Source organism: Mycobacterium sp. NPDC006124 (genome assembly GCF_040614235.1).
In the GTDB taxonomy this organism is placed as follows: domain Bacteria; phylum Actinomycetota; class Actinomycetes; order Mycobacteriales; family Mycobacteriaceae; genus Mycobacterium.
This window is the reverse complement of sequence record NZ_JBEXUA010000003.1, coordinates 46,322-62,161: the sequence shown is the minus strand read 5'-3', so window position 1 is coordinate 62,161 and position 15,840 is coordinate 46,322. Positions and strand designations below refer to the sequence as shown.

The following is a 15,840-nucleotide window of genomic DNA, read 5'->3' as shown; positions in this document are numbered from 1 at the left end:
CGAGCCATCGGGTCAGACCCCCGACGTCGTGCGGCCGGCGTCGCCGAACGGCTCGTCGCGGGACCTCACGGCGTCACGGAAGCCCCGTGCGGTGGCCTCGGCGACGAAGGCGTGCCCCTCCGGCGTGTGCCGTGCGACGCCGTCGAAGACCGTGCTGACCATGCTGCTGGTGGCGACGCCCTGGTTGAACAACGCGGTGTTCAACGCCAGCTTGGCCATGATGAGCTGGTTGACCGGCATCGCGGCGATGCGTTCGACCAGACGCTCGGTGCGATCGTCGAGGTCTTCGGGCTCGGGCGCTTCGACGGCGAGTCCCCACTCGGCGGCCTGGGCACCGCTGATGCAATCCCCGGTGAAGAGAAGGCGTTTCGCGCGCTGGTCGCCTAGCCGGTGTGCCCACAGTCCGGCGGCGGGCACGCCCCACACGCGCATCGGCGGATAGCCGATCTTGGCGTCCGACGCGGCGATCACCTGGTCGGCGTGCAGTGCGATGTCGGTGCCCCCGGCCACGCAGTAGCCGTGGATCTTGACCACCGTGGGCTTGTCGGCGTGCATCAGGCTGGCGAAGCCGCGGACGAACCGGCTCATCATCTGGTAGTCGACCATGGGGTCCCAGGGTTGATCGGGCAGATGGTTGACCGCCTGGGTCTTGCCGTCGAGCACCGTGCCCTTGTACCCGCCGGTACCGCCCGCCGAGGACGTGCGATCGGCGTAGGCCGACAGGTCGAAGCCCGCGCAGAACCCGGCACCGCGGCCGGAGATCAGCATGACGTGGACGTTCGGGTCGAGGTCGGCTCGCTCGACGAGCGCCGAGAGTTCCAGCGGGGTGTCGGCGACGATGGCGTTGCCCTTGTCGGGCCGGTTGAAGGTGATGCGGGCGACCCGGTCGGTGACCTCGTAGGTCATCGTCTTGAGGTCGCCGAAGTCGACGGGCCTGATGGCGTGGGTCACCCCTTCACCAGCGCCCGCTCGATGATCGGCGCGAGGTCCAGGCCCGTCGGCAGCGTGCCGAACGCACCGCCCCACTGGCCGCCGAGCCGGCTGGCCAGGAACGCCTCCGCGACTGCCGGATGTCCGTGGCGCACCAGCAGCGAACCCTGCAGGGCCAGCGAGATGTCCTCGGCGATCTTGCGCGCCCGGTACTGGATGGTCACGAGATCGTCGAGCTCTGCGCGCAACGCCGTTACGTGCGAGTCCAGCCGGGGGTCGTGTCCCGCCGTGCGGCTCAGCTCGTCGAACAGCACGTCGACGCACTCGGGCCGAGTCGCCATGGCGCGCAACGTGTCCAGGGCGCTGACGTTGCCCGAGCCCTCCCAGATCCCCATCAGCGGTGCCTCGCGGTAGAGCCGTGGCATGCCCGACTCCTCGACGTAGCCGTTGCCGCCCAGGCACTCCATCGCCTCTGCGGCGTGCGGGGTGGCGCGCTTGCAGATCCAGTACTTCCCGGCCGCCAGGCCAATCCGGCGCAGCAATGTCTCGCGCTCGTCGCCGCGGGTGACCGCATCGGTGGCGCCCGCCATCCGCATCGCCAGCACCGTGGCGGCTTCGGCCTCCACGGCCAGGTCGGCGAGCACGTTGCGCATCAGTGGTTGGTCGATCAGATACTCGCCGAACGCCTTTCGGTACTGGGCGTGGTGAATCGCGCGGGCCAACCCGGTGCGCATGCTGGTGGCGCTGCCGAGCGTGCAGTCCAGCCGGGTGAGGTTGACCATCTCGATGATGGTCGGCACCCCGCGCCCCTCCTCGCCGACCAACCAGGCGGTGGCGCCGTCGTACTCGACCTCGCTCGAGGCGTTGGCGTGGTTGCCCAGCTTGTCCTTGAGGCGCTGCAGGAACATTCGGTTGCGGGTGCCGTCGGGCAGCACCCGCGGCAGGAAGAAGCAGCTGAGACCGTTGGGGGCCTGCGCCAGAACCAGGAACACGTCGCTCATCGGAGCGGAGGTGAACCACTTGTGGCCCCGCAGGGAGTAGCTGCCGTCACCGTTTGGCGTCGCCTCGGTGGTGCCGGCGCGTACGTCGGACCCGCCCTGCTTCTCGGTCATCGACATGCCCGCGGTCAGACCGGCCTTGGTGGTGGGAATCTTCAACTCGGGGTCGTAGGCGCGACTGGTCAGCAGCGGCTCGTAGAGCGCGGCCAGTTCCGGGTTGTGCCGCAGCGCGGGGACGACGGCGTAGGTCATCGAGATGGGGCAGACGTGTCCGGCTTCCGGTGTCCACACCGACGTCTTGGCGGCGCGCACCACGTGTGCCCCCGGCCGGTCGTCGGCCCAGGGTGCCGCGTGGAGGCCGTGACCGACGGCGACGGTCATCAGTTGGTGGTAGGCGGGGTCGTATTCGACCTCGTCGACGCGGTGGCCGTAGCGGTCGTGGGTGCGCAGCGTCGGCTGGTGGCGGTCGGCCAGCTCGCCCCACCGCTGGGCCTGCTGAGAACCACCGAGCGCCCCCAGTTCGGCGACCTCGTCGGAACCCCACTGGCCGCCCTCGCGGATGAGGGCCTCGGCGAGCACGGGTGACGTCGCGGGGTTGTAGTCCTCCAGCGGCGGGACCTGGTTGGTGACGACGTGCGTGTCTGACATCCGTCCACTGTTACATTTTCTCGACAACCGCACAAGGTTCGTAACGAAGGAGTGGTGGTCTAGGGAAACACCCTATTTCTTCCCGTGCAGACCGGCCTTAGCGTCAGTGCCCTCGCGATGCCCGCCGGCATCGAAGAGCCGAGAGGAAGACGAATGTCCACCACAGCTACCCGAAGACTGCTCTCCGTCGTCATGTCGGCTGCCGCGCTCGGCGCAGCTGGATTCGTGGCCATGCCCATTGCACGAGCTGACACCTGCACCGTGAACGGCGACTACCTACGGCTCCAACAGAACTTCGGGCCCTACACGACCACCACTACCGTCAACGCCAAGGGATCAACGCTCGGACCGGGGGCTGTCACCGTCCCTCCCAGCGGAACCAACGGCACCTATGGCAAGGCGAGCGGCAGCGTCGACGGCCGCAACGTCGACGTCGTCATCACGTGGAACGACGGGAAGGGCACAGCCCATTTCACGGGCACGATCGGCGATGACGGCATTGCCAGGGGCAATTCGACCGGAACCCCGATCCCGGTCCATTTGTGGGACCCGGGACCATGGAACTCGGCTGAGCCACTCGTGTGCACGGGCAGCCCGACACAGGGCGGGCAAACCGCCACGGTCAACAAGAATGCCGACGTATACGACGCCCCGGAGGGCAACCGGCTGGCGGCGCCCTTCTTCCTGCCCGCCGGCCGCAAGCTGCCGGTGCTCGAACCGTGCGCGAACGACTGGTGCCATCTCGGGGGAATTCCCGAAACCGGTGGCGACGGCTGGGTCTACTCGGGCGAGGGCTACTTGACGGTGTCGTAAGCACGGATCGGGCGTCGACCCATACTTGGCCGATGAAGCCCAACTCCGTCATCCACGCCGCCGTCATCGATCTCGACCACGAGCCGGTCCCCGCCGAGCAGTCGGTCCGCGGTGAGCCGACGACGGCCGCGACCGCCGTCGACCAGTTCGGCGGGCTCGAGGTCGGCGTGTGGGAGATGTCGCCCGGGGTGATGAACGACGTCGAGACCGACGAGGTGTTCGTCGTGATCTCCGGTGCCGCGACCGTCGAATTCGCCGGCGGCAGCGACAAGTTGGAGCTCGGCCCGGGTGACCTCGTCCGGCTCGCCGCCGGCGCCGAGACCGTGTGGACGGTGACCGAGACGCTACGGAAGGTCTACCTCGCCGGGGGCTGAGACGCGGGTTCGCCGGGCCTCGTAGCGGTGCAGCACGGCAACCACGACCGCCGCGAGCGCCCATCCCAGCAGCACGTCGACCACGTAGTGCTCGGCGGTGTACACCAGCGTGAACGCCATCAGCGCCGGATAGGCGATTAGCAGGGGCCTCCAACGGCGAGCGACCCTGGGCCACAGGAATGCCGACACCGCGGCGGTCAGGCCTGCGTGCAGCGACGGAATCGCCGCCACCAGGTTGACGCTGGCCTGCCCCTGGTCGATGAGCGCGCTGGCCGTGTGCAGGTGCATGCCGTCCCAGCCCCGGCCCACGATGCGCTCCACCCAGGCATTGGCGCCGTCGTGGCTGGGCGTCATCGTGCCGAGCAGACCGCCGTCGGGAACGCCCCGCCCGGAGGTGAACATGCACCGCGGTGACGACGGCCCGGCGGCGACGTCTGCGGGGGTGCACCTCGCCGCCGCCCACGGTGGTGCGGCGGGCAACAGCGCATAGATCGCCAGCCCCGTGAACGACAGGCCGACGAACAGCCGCACGAACGCCTTCCACTCCTCGCGGTTGCGCAGCCACAGCACCGCGGCCACGGCGTAGGGCAGGACGAAGAACGACATGTAGACGGTGCTGAGCACCACCTCCCAGCCGGGCGGGTCGAACATCTTCAAGCGCTCCTGCAGCCACACCGTCGGCATGACGCCGGAGAACAACCAGCGGTCGGCATCGGCCTGCCAGTGCCACATCGTGGGGCGCCCGATCAGCGTGGCCGCACCCCTGCTGAAGTCGTATGCCACCAGCACCAGCGCGAACGGCAACCAGTCCCGCACGACGTAGAGAACCCGGCGACCCTGCCCGATGCTCGCGGCGGCCAGACCGGTGACGATGTAGAGGAACAGCAACTCCCGGTTGAACGCGATGCCCCGGGTCACCGTCAGAACGACCACGGCGCCGGCCCAGACCGCCACTGCGAGCCGACGCGCGACGCGCAGCCGACGCGCGCGGGAGCCGGCCGCCGCCTCGGCCTGGGCCAGGACCTCGGGTGACGACTCGTCGAGTAGGGACACGGGAACCTCTCGCGGTGGAAAGGGTAGGAGTTCCCTAGTTGACGTTCGTCAACCCTCCGTTCATCCGAGATTAACCGATGGGCCGAACCTCAGACATTCTCCCGAAGGAACGCGATGTCGTCCTTGCGCCCCTCGTCGGCGGTTTCGCAGATGACCGGCGCGTCGGCGGCCTTCACCACGGCGACCAGCAACTGGGGGTCGATCTGGCCGGTGCCGAAGTTGGCGTGCCGGTCGGCACCGGAACCGGCGGCGTCGCGTGAGTCGTTGCAGTGCACCAGGTCGATGCGACCGGTGATGGACTTGATCCGCTCTACCGCGTCGACCAGGGCCTCACCGGCCGCCCATGCGTGGCACGTGTCGAGGCAGAAGCCAATTCCCTTGTCGCCGATGTGATCCCAGAGCCGCGCGATCGTGTCGAAGTGACGCGCCATCGCATGGTCACCCCCGGCGGTGTTCTCCAGGTACACCGGCACGTCGGTCTTCAAGGCGTCCAGCGCCTTGACCCACCGCTCGAAACCGGCCTCCATGTCCTCGTCGTCGGCGTGACCGCCGTGGACGATGACGGCCGTCGCCCCGACGTCGGCCGCGGCGTCGCAGGTGTCCTGCAGGATCTTCCGCGACGGGATGCGAACGCGGTTGTTGGCCGACGCCACGTTGATCAGGTAGGGAGCGTGCACGTAGAGCGGCACGCTGGACGCCCGCAACGCCTCGGCGTCCTCGCGCGGCTTGGGCTTCTTCCAGCTCTGCGGGTTTCCGAGGAAGAACTGCACCACCTCGGCACCCTCTGCCGCGGCGGAGGCCAGTGGGTCGTCGTCGTGGACATGCGATCCGATCAGCACGGCGCCAGTCTAGGTCCGGTGACCGACACCTCAGGCCAGCGGTGCGTCGGCCCTGGCCGGCTCGACGTGCACCGGCCGACGCGGATCCGGCACGCCCAGCAGCGTGCCGTCGTGCTCGACCGCCGTGGCCCCGAAGCGCAGCGCACTGGCCAACGCGTCGGGTCCGCCACCAGGTACCGCCAGGTAGCCGGCCAGGAACGCGTCCCCCGCCCCGACGGTGTTCACCACCCGCCGCGCCGGGGCGGTTCCGTGCAGCGCGTCGGGCAGGTCGGCGTCGACGAGCACGGCACCGGCCCCACCGAGACTCACCAGGACCGTTCGCACGCCGCGGTCGAGCAGGCTGCGCGCGGCGACCACCACGTCGCCGACGGTGAGCAACTCCACCCCGAGCACCTCGGCGAGCTCGTCGGCGTTCGGCTTGACGAGGTGCGGCACCCCGACGGGGTCGGCCAGCACCGCCGCCAGCACCGGGCCGGATGCGTCCACCGCCACCCAGCGACCCGCGGTGCGGGCCTCGGCGACCGCGCGTGCGAGCCGGGTCGGGGTGAATCCGGTGGGCAGGCTGCCCGCCCACAGCACCCGCTCCCCCGTCCGCGCCGCGGCGCACAGGGCGTCGACTTCGTCGGCGGTCACCGTGGGACCGGGTTCGTTGACCTTGGTGCTGCGGCCGTCGGCCTCGACCAGGGAGACGTTGCTGCGCACCTCACCCGTGATCGGCACGCCCACGACGTCCAGACCCACGTGTCGCAGCGCCGATTCGATCTCGCGCCCGGTACCGCCGCCGACGGGCAGCACCGCACGCACCGGCACGTGGACCCCGTGCAGCGCGAGGGCGACGTTGACGCCCTTGCCGCTGGGTTCGGTCATCGTGGTGGTGGCGCGGTTGACGGCGCCCGGTTCGAGCAGCGGCAGGTGCAGGGTGCGGTCGAGGCTGGGGTTGGGCGTGACGGTGACGATCATCGGTCGGCCACCTCGACGGTGACACCCGCGGAGCGAAGCCGCCGTCGGTGCGCGGCGGTGAGTCCGGCGTCGGTGATCAAGACGTCGACGTCGTCGAGGGTGGCGTGCCTGGCGTGGCTGACGTGCCCGAACTTGCCGGAGTCGACGAGGAAGACCCGCTGCCTCGCCGCGGCCAGCATGCGGTGTTTGACGTCGGCTTCGTCGGCGTCAGGGGTGGTCAGCCCGCGGTCGAAGGACAGCGCGTTGGTGCCGAGGAAGGCGACGTCGACGTTGACTCCTGCCAGCGCCTGGCCGGCGAGCACTCCGACGGCGGCCATGGTCGCCGGCCGGATCCGCCCGCCCAGGGCCACCACCTCGACGCCGCGTGCGTGCAGGGCCGCGCCGACGGGCCAGGAGTTCGTGTAGACGACGAGCCCGCGGTTGGTCGGCAGCATCTCGGCCAGCCGCAGCGTCGTGGACCCGGCGTCGAGCAGCAGCGATCCGCCGTCGGGCACGAATCGCAGGGCGCGGCGCGCGATCGACGACTTCTCCGCCAGGCGTACGCCGCGGTCGGCGACGTGCGGTTCGGCGCGACTGGGCTCGCACGGCACCGCGCCGCCGTGCACCCGTCGCAGCGAACCCCGATCCTCCAGCAGGGCGAGGTCCTTGCGCACGCTCTCGGCGCTGATGCCGAATCGCTTTGTCAGCGAGGAACTCTCGACGCGGCCATCGGTCTCGAGTAACCGCAGGATCTCGGTGTGCCGCTCGTCGGCGAACCACGTCCTGGTCACGGCCGGCCCAGGTGGTCGTCGGCGCCGAGTTCGCCGCAGGCCCGAGCCGCCAGGGTCGCCGCACCGAGGGCGCCGGCCTCCTCGACACTCGACACCTCGAGGGGTCCGAATCGAGATCGCTTGGCGCGCATTACCTCCGCGCTGTGCCGCCATCCGCCCGTCACGACGACGCGCACCGCGGGCCCCACGACGTCGTCCATGGCGCGGTGCAACGCGAGTGCCTCGTCGGCGGCCGTGGCCACCACCGAGCGCCACTGGGCGCCCGGCTCGGTACCGGCCTCTGCGGCGGCGTCCGCGTCGGCCACGTCGGCGCCGAGGCGCTCCAGGGCACGCAGTTGCGCCAGCCCGCCCTCCGTGCCGCCGAGCAGGCTCCAGCGGCCGGGTTCGATGCTCGGGTCGGTGGTGATGCCCGCCAGGGCCAGACGCGCGACGTCGGCCCGGGACGGCACCGTCGTGATGGTGCGCACCAGCGCCTCGGCGGTGCCCGACGAATCCAGTTCGTGCCCTTGGCCGGTCGCGTGGGCGCCGAGAGCCGAGGCCTGATGGTCGTGCCCGGCCAAGGTCAGCACCGCGCCGCGCAGCAGCGGGCTGACCGCGTCGGAGCCGACGACGCCGACCGGCGTTCCGGCGGCCACCAGCGGTGGCATCAGTCGGCGCTCGGCACCCGACCACTCGAGCGCCTCGTCCCACCAATCGCGGGCGGCGACGTCGAGCCATCCGGTACGACCGGCAAGCGACAGTTCGATCACGACGTCGCCACCGAGTCGACGCACCACCCAACCACCCACGTCGAAGCGGGTCGTCGCCTCGCGGGTCACCGGGGCGTGGCGCAGCAGCCAGCGGTGCTTGGTCAGCGAGAATTGGCCGCGCAGAGGCTTTCCCGCGACACCGCCGAAGTCCTCGACACCGATGGTCGCGGCAAGGTCGGCGACCTCGTCGCCGTCGCGGTCGTCGTGCCAGGCGATCACGGGGGCCAGCGGCCGTTCCCGGGCGTCGACCAGCACACCGGACTCCCCCATGCACGTCACGCCGACGGCGCACACCTCGACTCCGGCAGCCTCGGCCGCGGCGCTGAGGGCGTCGACGGCGCTGCTGCACAACGCTTCCGCGCTCATCTCGGTGCCGTCGGCGGTCGTCTCCCACGTGGTGGCTGCCCGGCCGGTGCCCAGGACGCGCCCGTCGGCGTCGTAGACGACGGCCTTGCTCGACGTGGTGCCGACGTCCAGCCCGGCGTACGCCGTCATCGCTCTCCCCGCCATTGCCCAATTGGATCTATCTGGATATGGTTGCGTTTGATTGGACATCAGTCAAGCCCCGACGGGAGCCTCCATGCCGCTGGTCACCACGGCCGAACTGCTGCGTGCGGCCACCGCCAACGGCAGCGGCGTGGCCGCCTTCAACGTCGTCACCCTCGAACACGGCGAGGGCATCGTCGCCGGCGCCCAGCGCGCCGCCACCCCGGTCATCCTGCAGGTCAGCGAGAACACGGTGGCGTTTCACGGTTCACTGCGCCCGCTCAGTGCCGCGCTGGCGGCCTTGGCATTCGACGCCGCCGTCCCGGTCGGCCTGCATCTCGACCACGTCGAGGCGCCGCACCTGTGGGAGCAGGCGGCCGCCGCAGGATATTCGTCGGTGATGGTCGACGGCGGCGCCCTGCCCTATGACCGCAACGTCGCCGTGACCGCCGAGGCGACCGCCCGATTGCAGGGCCAGGGCCTGACCGTCGAGGCCGAACTCGGTTACGTCGGCGGCAAGGACAGCCAGGTGAGCAACGCCCACGCTCCCGGCGTGCGCACCGACCCACGGCAGGCGGCCGAGTTCGTCGCCGCCACGGGGGTGGACGCGCTCGCCGTCGCCGTCGGCAGCTCGCACGCCATGACCACTCAGACCGCCGAACTGGATCTGGAACTCGTTGCGGCCCTGCGCGACACGCTGACCGTGCCACTGGTGCTGCACGGTTCCTCGGGTGTGCCCGACGACACGCTGCGCGCCGCCGTGCGCGCGGGCATCGTGAAGGTCAACGTCGGGACGGCGTTGAACGTCGCCTACACCGGCGCGGTGCGGTCGGCCTTGGCCGCCGACGACGCCGTCGACCCGCGCAAGGCCCTACGATCGGCACGGACCGCGGTCGCCGACGCCGTCGCCCACCTGCTCGACGTCGTCAGCCGCTAGCACACCCTCTTCCCACCCCTCGCCGAGTGTGGACTTCTGCCACGCAGAACGTGAGATGGCGTGACAAGAGTTCACACTCGGCGCGGCGACGGTCAGCAGTTGGACTTGTAGGCCGCCGCCCCACCCGGCCCGTCGAGATTGTCCTTGGTGATGATCGTGAATCCGGTCTGCACGTTGGGCGTGCTCGTACCACCGTCGAGCGCGGTCACCGCTTCGTCGACGCCGAATCGTCCGATGGCGCCGGGATCCTGGGCGACGAGCGCCTGCACGGTGCCCTCCCGCAACGCCTGAATCTGGTTGGGGCCGGCGTCGAATCCGACGACCTGAACCTGGCCGCTCTTGCCCGCCTGCTTGATGCCGGTGGCCGAGCCCTCGGCGCTGAAGAGGTTCACTGCGAAGACGCCGACCAGATCGGGATCGCGTTGAAGCTGCGCGCCGATCAACTGCGCCGCGGTGGCGGGGTCGTTGTGGCTGTACTGCACGCCCACGTAGTCGAACTTCGGGTCGGCCTTGACCGCGTCCTCGAAGCCCTTCGCGCGCGCGTCGGTGGTGGAGACGCCGGGCTCCAGACCCATCACCATGACCTTGCCGCCGTCGGGGTGCAACTGCTTGATGGCGTCGAAAGCCGCTGCGCCGCCGCCCTCGTTGTCACTGGAGATCGCCGACGACGCGAAGGACGGGTCGGTGGTCGTGGTGTCGACGAGGATCACCTTGATGCCCGCCGCCGCGGCCTGTTGCAGCGGCTGCTGCATGGCCTGGACGTCGGTCGGCGCCACCAGCAGCGCGTCGGGCTTGCTCGCGACGATGGAGTCGAGGATCGGCTTCTGCAGCGTCGGGTCGAACTTCTGCGGGCCCTGGGTGTTCACCTTGACGCCGAGCTTGGCCGCCTCGTCCTGCGCGCCGCACTGCATGGTGATGTAGAACTGGTCCCCGACCACGCCCTGCAGCAGAGCGATGTCGTACTCCTTGCTCGCCTTCGGCGGCGCGGTCACGGTGGTGACCGCCGCCTGCGGCGCGGCCGACGAAGATGCCGCCGACCCGCCGGTGGACGTGCCGCTCGGTTCGGACTGGGGCTTGGACGACGTACAGGCGGCCATCGGCAACGCCAGCGTCATGACACTGGCGACGAACACGAGACGGTTTCGGTTCATGGACTTTCCCTTCGTTGCGAACCTCGCGGGGACCCCCTGCGGTTGAGGGGGTTTCGAGAACGTGCGCTGCGCATCGCGGCGGCCCGCCGGGACTGGTCGACGTAGACCGCGGCGATCAGCACCGAGCCGACCGCGACGCCCTGCCAGTAGGGCTGCACGCCGATGATCACGAATCCCGACTGCAGCACCGCCGGAATGAACAGCCCGACGAGGGTGCCGAAGACCGTGCCCTCGCCGCCGAAGATCGAGGTGCCACCGATGACGACCGCGGCGATCACGTTGAGGTTGGTCAACGACTGGCCCGCGATCGTCGTGGTGCCGTACTGGGCCAGCGACAACAACGCACCGAATCCGGCCAGGGTGCCCGCCAGGGCGTAGACGGCGATCAGGTGGCGGGTCACCTTGATGCCGGTACGGCGGGCCGCCTCCTGGTTGGAGCCGATGGCGTAGGTGTAGCGACCGAACCTCGTCTGGTGCAGCAGGATTGCCCCGAGGATCACGACGATCAGCGCCACGAACGGCAGCCCGGGAATGCCGAGAACCTTGATGTAGGCGCTGAAGTCGGTGAGTTCTGTTGGCACCGAGCGGATGTCGATGCCGCCGGTGAGCACCTGTGCCAATCCGAGCGCCACCGAGAGCGTGCCGAGCGTCACGATCAACGCGGGCACTCTGGCCTTGGCGACCAAGATGCCGTTGACCGCACCCCAGGCCGTCCCGCTGAGCACCGCGGCCACCAGGCCGGCGGCGGCGACACCCGGACCGTTGCCGCCCATCGCCGCCATCACCTTCGCCGCGACGACCGAGGAGAACACCAGCACAGATCCGACGGACAGGTCGATGCCCGAGGTGATGATCACGAACGTCATGCCCACGCCGAGCACCGCCCACACCGCGACGTTCTGCGACATCAGCGAGAAGTTGCCGGCCGAGAGGAAGCGATCGCCCGCGACGATCGAGAACGCCACGCAAATGACGATCAGCACGCCGAGGATCCAGATCGCCTGCAGGCTCAGCAGGCGTTTGAGGAGCGACTCGTCACCGTCGTCGCCCCCGGACACGGCCACCGTGGGTTGATTCGCGACCGTACTCATGCCGCACCTTCCCGTCCGTCGAGGGCGCCGGTCATCGCGCCCACCAACGTCTCCACCGTGGTGTCGTCTCCGCGGTAGGTGGCGACCCGGCGGCCCAACCGCAACACCTGGATGCGATCGCAGATCTCCAGCACGTGCGGCATCGAGTGGCTGATGAACACCACCGCAATACCCTTGTCGCGCACCCGCTTCACCGACTCCAGCACGTTCTTGGTCTGCACCACGCCCAGGGCCGCGGTCGGCTCGTCGAGAATGACGACCCTGCTCGCCCAGGCGATCGCGCGCGCAATGGCGATGCCTTGACGCTGCCCGCCGGACATGGACCCGACGGCGGTGTTGAGCGAGCGCACCGTCGCCCCCAGTTCGGCGAACGATGCGGCGGCCTGGCGGCGCATCTCCTTCTCGTCCATGAATCCGAACCGGCCGAGCAGGCCCTTGCGGTCGAGCTCCCGTCCGAGGAAGACGTTTTGCACGGGGTTCAGGTGCGGTGCGAGCGCGAGATCTTGATACACCACCTCGATGCCGAGGTCGTTGGCGTCGCGCGGACTGGTCAAGTGCACGGGGGCACCGTCGAAGTAGATGTCGCCCTCGTCGAGTTCGAGGCTGCCCGAGAGCGCCTTGATGAGCGTCGACTTCCCGGCACCGTTGTCGCCGACGAGACCGACCACCTCGCCGGCCTCGACGTCGAAGTCGGCGCCGTCGAGCGCGCGGACGTGGCCGAAGCTTCGCGAGATGCCGCGTGCCTCGAGCAGTGCGGTCACGGGTTGCCCTCCTGCCGTCGTGGTGGCCATGTCGTACCGGGTCCGCAGACGAGCAACCGGGCGTCGCCGTCGACGCGCCAGCCCCCGGCCGCCGCGGGGACGACGAGGGTCTGCCCGGCCGTCACCTCCAGCGGATCCCCGTGGTCCGGGGTCAGCATCGCGGCACCCGCCAGCACCACCGCGACGGCGAACCCGGCCGGCACGTCGACCCCGGGGCTGACGAGCACCATCCGAAAGTACGGATCCGCCTCGGCGGGAAGCACGTTCACCACCATGGCGGATTCGGCGGGCGCATGACACTGGAGCCGAGCCGGATCCGCGAGCGCGGTCCGGTCGACCACGGACAGTGCGACGTCGCGGTCCAGTCCGAGGAACACCTCGGCATCCGACGCCTCGGTGTTGGTGCGCTCCAACAAGATCGACTGATCCGTGGGCTCCTGCGCCTCGATCAGCAGGATGCCCGCACCGATGGCGTGGGGTGTGCCGCCGGGGACCAGCACACCGTCCCCGGGAACGACGGGGACCCGGTGCATCAGCGACAGCATCGCCTCGGCGTCCTGGTCGGCGACGAGGTCGCGGAGGCGTTGCGGCGTCACGGCCTCACGCCACCCCACCCACACCGCGGCATCGGGGCCGGCGGCGAGCACGTACCAGGCCTCGGTCTTGCCGTAAGCGCAGCTGAGGTGACGTGACGCGTAGTCCCGAGTGGGGTGCACGTGCACGGGAAGTCGTTGCCCCGCGTCGAGGAGCTTCACCAGCACACCGGTGTCACCCGGCGTCGCGTCGGTGCGGCCCACCCAGCCTCCGGGGTCCGCGCGCACGGCGTCGACGAGGCGGGTGCCGTCGGCCAGCGTGGCCGGGCCGTGCTCGGCGTCGCCGAAGCGGGCGACGGTGGCGCCGATCCACTCCTCGGGCGAGCGCTCCCCCACCGGCGCGAGCCCCCGCCATGCGGCCAAGGCGGGGCCACCGGCATACCAGTGTTCGATCACGTTCGGCGGCAACAGTTGTGGCTGTGGCCTCACAGTTCGATCACCACCTTGTGCGCGGCCGAGTCACCGCGCAGCGTCTGCAACGCCAGGCCATAGTCGTCGAGACCGAACCGATGGGTGATCAGGCCGCTGGTGCGCACCCGGCCGCCGCGCAACGCGTCGATGGCCGCCCCGAACGACGTCATCTCGGCGAACGATCCCCTGATGGTGATCTCGCGCCGGAACACGTCGAACGGGTGGAATCGCACCAGATCGTCGGCACGGGTGACCCCGTAGATCAGCACCGTGCCCCCGCGTCGGGTCAGGGGCACGCAGATGTCCCCGACGACGGGTGACCCGGTGGCTTCGACGACGGCGTCGTACCCGTCGCCGTGCGGGGAGGCCGCGAGCAGCGTGGCGGCGTTGGCGTCGGGGTCGTCGCGCGCGATCCGGACGGTCTTGTCCACGCCGAGGCCCCGTGCGGTGTCGAGCTTGAACTGGCTTGGCCCCGCCACGGTGACCGACGAGGCACCGCCGGCTGCGATCAATTGTGCGAGCAGCAGACCGGTCGGGCCCGCGCCGAGCACCAGCGCGCTGCCGCCGGGCCGCATCCGTAGCGACTCCAGGCCGTGCATGGCGCACGACGTCGGTTCGCAGAACACCGCGGTGTCCTTGTCGAGCCCCTCGGCCGAGAACACCAGGGTGTGCTCGGCGACCGCGTATTCGGCGAAGAAGCCGGGAAAGTTGCTGCCGAATCCCAGCATCGACTCGCACTGACCGAGCCGGCCGGCCAGGCAGTACGGGCACTGCCCGCAGTAGACGTTCGGGTTGACGGTGACCTGTTCGCCCAGCCGGAACCGGGTGACGCCGGCGCCCAACTGGTCGACCACTCCGACCACCTCGTGCCCGGGGATCAGCGGGAACACCGCACCGAACTCGCCCTCGTGGATGTGCAGATCGGTACCGCACACCCCGACCTGGTCGACCTTGATGCGCACCTGACCGGGGGCCGCCTCGGGGGTGGGGACCTCAGTCACCGACCACGCCTTGGGGCCCTCGTAGAACACGGCCTTCATCGGTCGGCTCCGCCTCTTCCCTGCCTCGTCGCTGTTACCTGCGTCACTCTCGTGACTGCTTCGACGCGTGACGGTACGCCACTTCGACGCTCATGTCACCGGTGTCAGAGAAACTGACGCGCCTTTTCTGACATCGATGACATACTGTCCCGACCCGAACCGGGAGGACGACCGATGGCGACGATGCGCGACGTGGCGACGCGCGCTGGCGTGAGCGCGAAAACCGTGTCCCGCGTGGTCAACAACGACCGATACGTCTCCACCGAGGTTCGTCAGCGCGTCGAGCAGGCCATCGAGGAACTCAAGTACGTACCCAACATGCTGGCGGTGACGTTTCGCACCGGTCGCGACGCGGCCATCGGCGTGGCGGTCCCCGGCGTCGCCGACCCCTTCTTCGCCGGCATCATCAGCGCGGTCGAGCGGGAGGCCAGCCGGCGCGGCGTCGCCGTCATCGTGACCAGCGTCGGATGGGAGCCGTCGCACGAGCAGCAGTCGATCGAGGCGCTGCTGCATCGGCGGGTCGCCGGCATGATCATCTGCCCCGTCGGCCCCGACATGTCCTTCCTCAAGCCCTGGCAGGCTCGCGCGCCGCTGGTGTTCGTCGACCGGATGCCCGGCAAGCTCACCGCCGACGCGGTGGTGCAGGACGACGTCGGCGGCGGACGGGAGGCGGCCGCGCACCTGGTCGAGCACGGGCACCGCTCGATGGCCTTCGTCGGCGACGACGTCGTCACCGGGGTCCTTCGTCTGCAGGGGTGCCGGGAGGCGCTGGACGACGCGGGCCTGCCCCTGCCCGAGGGCCTCGTCCATCTCGGCGCCGTGGACGCCGACGCCGTGACCGCGGTGCTGGGCCGCATGCTGACCGAACCCGACCCGCCGACGGCGGTGTTCTCGTCCAACGCCCGCTGCACGGTGTCGGTCGTGTCGGCACTGCAGGCGTTGGGCCGCAGCGACGTCGCCGTCATCGGCTTCGGCGACTTCCCCACCGCCGCGGCCCTGCGCCCGGCCATCACCGTCGTCAACCAGGACGGTGACGAGATGGGGCGCTTCGCCGTCGAGCGACTCTTCGACCGCCTCGACGACCCCGACCGCAAGATGCGCCGACGCACGGTGCTACCCGTCTCGCTGGTGACGCGGACGTCGTGTGCCATGCCAGGCGACACCGTCCACGCCGGCCACTAGCCCCCTCCCACGCATCGGGTGTGCTGTGGGATCGCGTTCGGGCGGGAATTCGCG

The 15,840-nt window shown here is 70.1% G+C and carries 16 protein-coding genes; 4 read left to right on the top strand and 12 right to left on the bottom strand.

What is annotated here, in order from left to right:
• Positions 1 to 12: 12 nt before the first annotated feature.
• On the bottom strand, positions 13 to 951 hold the full coding sequence (locus ABZ195_RS07160; protein ID WP_355216224.1) for a crotonase/enoyl-CoA hydratase family protein: 939 nt from the start codon (positions 949 to 951) through the stop codon (positions 13 to 15).
• Positions 948 to 2,576: an acyl-CoA dehydrogenase family protein gene (locus ABZ195_RS07155; RefSeq protein ID WP_355216223.1), complete on the bottom strand. Its 1,629-nt coding sequence runs from the start codon at positions 2,574 to 2,576 to the stop codon at positions 948 to 950. The genes ABZ195_RS07160 and ABZ195_RS07155 overlap by 4 nt, the downstream gene beginning before the upstream one ends.
• A 153-nt stretch (positions 2,577 to 2,729) precedes the next feature.
• Between ABZ195_RS07155 and ABZ195_RS07150 the strand changes: the two genes are divergently transcribed.
• Entirely contained in the window at positions 2,730 to 3,389 is a 660-nt protein-coding gene (locus tag ABZ195_RS07150; RefSeq protein WP_355216221.1) for a hypothetical protein, read from the top strand.
• A gap of 32 nt (positions 3,390 to 3,421) precedes the next feature.
• Positions 3,422 to 3,763 (top strand): cupin domain-containing protein, encoded by a 342-nt coding sequence (locus ABZ195_RS07145; protein WP_355216219.1) that lies wholly within the window; start codon positions 3,422 to 3,424, stop codon positions 3,761 to 3,763.
• Here the strand turns inward: ABZ195_RS07145 and ABZ195_RS07140 are convergent.
• From ABZ195_RS07140 to ABZ195_RS07120, 5 genes are all read right to left on the bottom strand, one after another.
• Positions 3,734 to 4,816, bottom strand: coding sequence for a phosphatase PAP2 family protein (locus ABZ195_RS07140; protein ID WP_355216217.1), 1,083 nt, complete (start codon positions 4,814 to 4,816; stop codon positions 3,734 to 3,736). The two genes, ABZ195_RS07145 and ABZ195_RS07140, sit on opposite strands and share 30 nt — an antisense overlap.
• Before the next feature lie 89 nt (positions 4,817 to 4,905).
• Positions 4,906 to 5,655 (bottom strand): deoxyribonuclease IV, encoded by a 750-nt coding sequence (locus ABZ195_RS07135; RefSeq protein WP_355216215.1) that lies wholly within the window; start codon positions 5,653 to 5,655, stop codon positions 4,906 to 4,908.
• A gap of 30 nt (positions 5,656 to 5,685) precedes the next feature.
• Positions 5,686 to 6,615: a 1-phosphofructokinase family hexose kinase gene (locus ABZ195_RS07130; RefSeq protein WP_355216213.1), complete on the bottom strand. Its 930-nt coding sequence runs from the start codon at positions 6,613 to 6,615 to the stop codon at positions 5,686 to 5,688.
• Positions 6,612 to 7,385, bottom strand: a complete 774-nt coding sequence (locus tag ABZ195_RS07125; protein WP_355216211.1) for a DeoR/GlpR family DNA-binding transcription regulator — start codon at positions 7,383 to 7,385, stop codon at positions 6,612 to 6,614. Before ABZ195_RS07125 ends, ABZ195_RS07130 begins: the two co-directional genes overlap by 4 nt.
• Positions 7,382 to 8,629 (bottom strand): FGGY family carbohydrate kinase, encoded by a 1,248-nt coding sequence (locus ABZ195_RS07120; protein WP_355216209.1) that lies wholly within the window; start codon positions 8,627 to 8,629, stop codon positions 7,382 to 7,384. The genes ABZ195_RS07125 and ABZ195_RS07120 overlap by 4 nt, the downstream gene beginning before the upstream one ends.
• 85 nt (positions 8,630 to 8,714) lie before the next feature.
• Here ABZ195_RS07120 and ABZ195_RS07115 point away from each other — a divergent pair, with 85 nt between their 5' ends.
• Complete coding sequence (locus ABZ195_RS07115; protein ID WP_355216207.1) at positions 8,715 to 9,557, top strand: class II fructose-bisphosphate aldolase; 843 nt, start codon at positions 8,715 to 8,717, stop codon at positions 9,555 to 9,557.
• A gap of 92 nt (positions 9,558 to 9,649) precedes the next feature.
• Here ABZ195_RS07115 and ABZ195_RS07110 read toward each other — a convergent pair whose 3' ends face one another.
• The 5 genes from ABZ195_RS07110 to ABZ195_RS07090 are packed head-to-tail and all read right to left on the bottom strand — an operon-like array spanning position 9,650 to position 14,604.
• A complete protein-coding gene (locus ABZ195_RS07110) occupies positions 9,650 to 10,708 on the bottom strand; it encodes an ABC transporter substrate-binding protein (RefSeq protein WP_355216206.1) in 1,059 nt (352 codons plus the stop codon).
• The gene (locus ABZ195_RS07105; protein ID WP_355216204.1) at positions 10,705 to 11,799 is read right to left on the bottom strand and encodes an ABC transporter permease; all 1,095 of its coding nucleotides are present in this window, start codon (positions 11,797 to 11,799) and stop codon (positions 10,705 to 10,707) included. The genes ABZ195_RS07110 and ABZ195_RS07105 overlap by 4 nt, the downstream gene beginning before the upstream one ends.
• Positions 11,796 to 12,560: an ATP-binding cassette domain-containing protein gene (locus ABZ195_RS07100; RefSeq protein ID WP_355216203.1), complete on the bottom strand. Its 765-nt coding sequence runs from the start codon at positions 12,558 to 12,560 to the stop codon at positions 11,796 to 11,798. Before ABZ195_RS07100 ends, ABZ195_RS07105 begins: the two co-directional genes overlap by 4 nt.
• The gene (locus tag ABZ195_RS07095) at positions 12,557 to 13,582 is read right to left on the bottom strand and encodes a class I mannose-6-phosphate isomerase (protein ID WP_355216201.1); all 1,026 of its coding nucleotides are present in this window, start codon (positions 13,580 to 13,582) and stop codon (positions 12,557 to 12,559) included. Before ABZ195_RS07095 ends, ABZ195_RS07100 begins: the two co-directional genes overlap by 4 nt.
• Entirely contained in the window at positions 13,579 to 14,604 is a 1,026-nt protein-coding gene (locus tag ABZ195_RS07090) for a zinc-dependent alcohol dehydrogenase family protein (protein WP_355216199.1), read from the bottom strand. The genes ABZ195_RS07095 and ABZ195_RS07090 overlap by 4 nt, the downstream gene beginning before the upstream one ends.
• Positions 14,605 to 14,778: 174 nt before the next feature.
• On the opposite strand from ABZ195_RS07090, the gene ABZ195_RS07085 reads away from it, so the two are divergent.
• Positions 14,779 to 15,786: a LacI family DNA-binding transcriptional regulator gene (locus ABZ195_RS07085; RefSeq protein ID WP_355216198.1), complete on the top strand. Its 1,008-nt coding sequence runs from the start codon at positions 14,779 to 14,781 to the stop codon at positions 15,784 to 15,786.
• Positions 15,787 to 15,840: the final 54 nt, after the last annotated feature.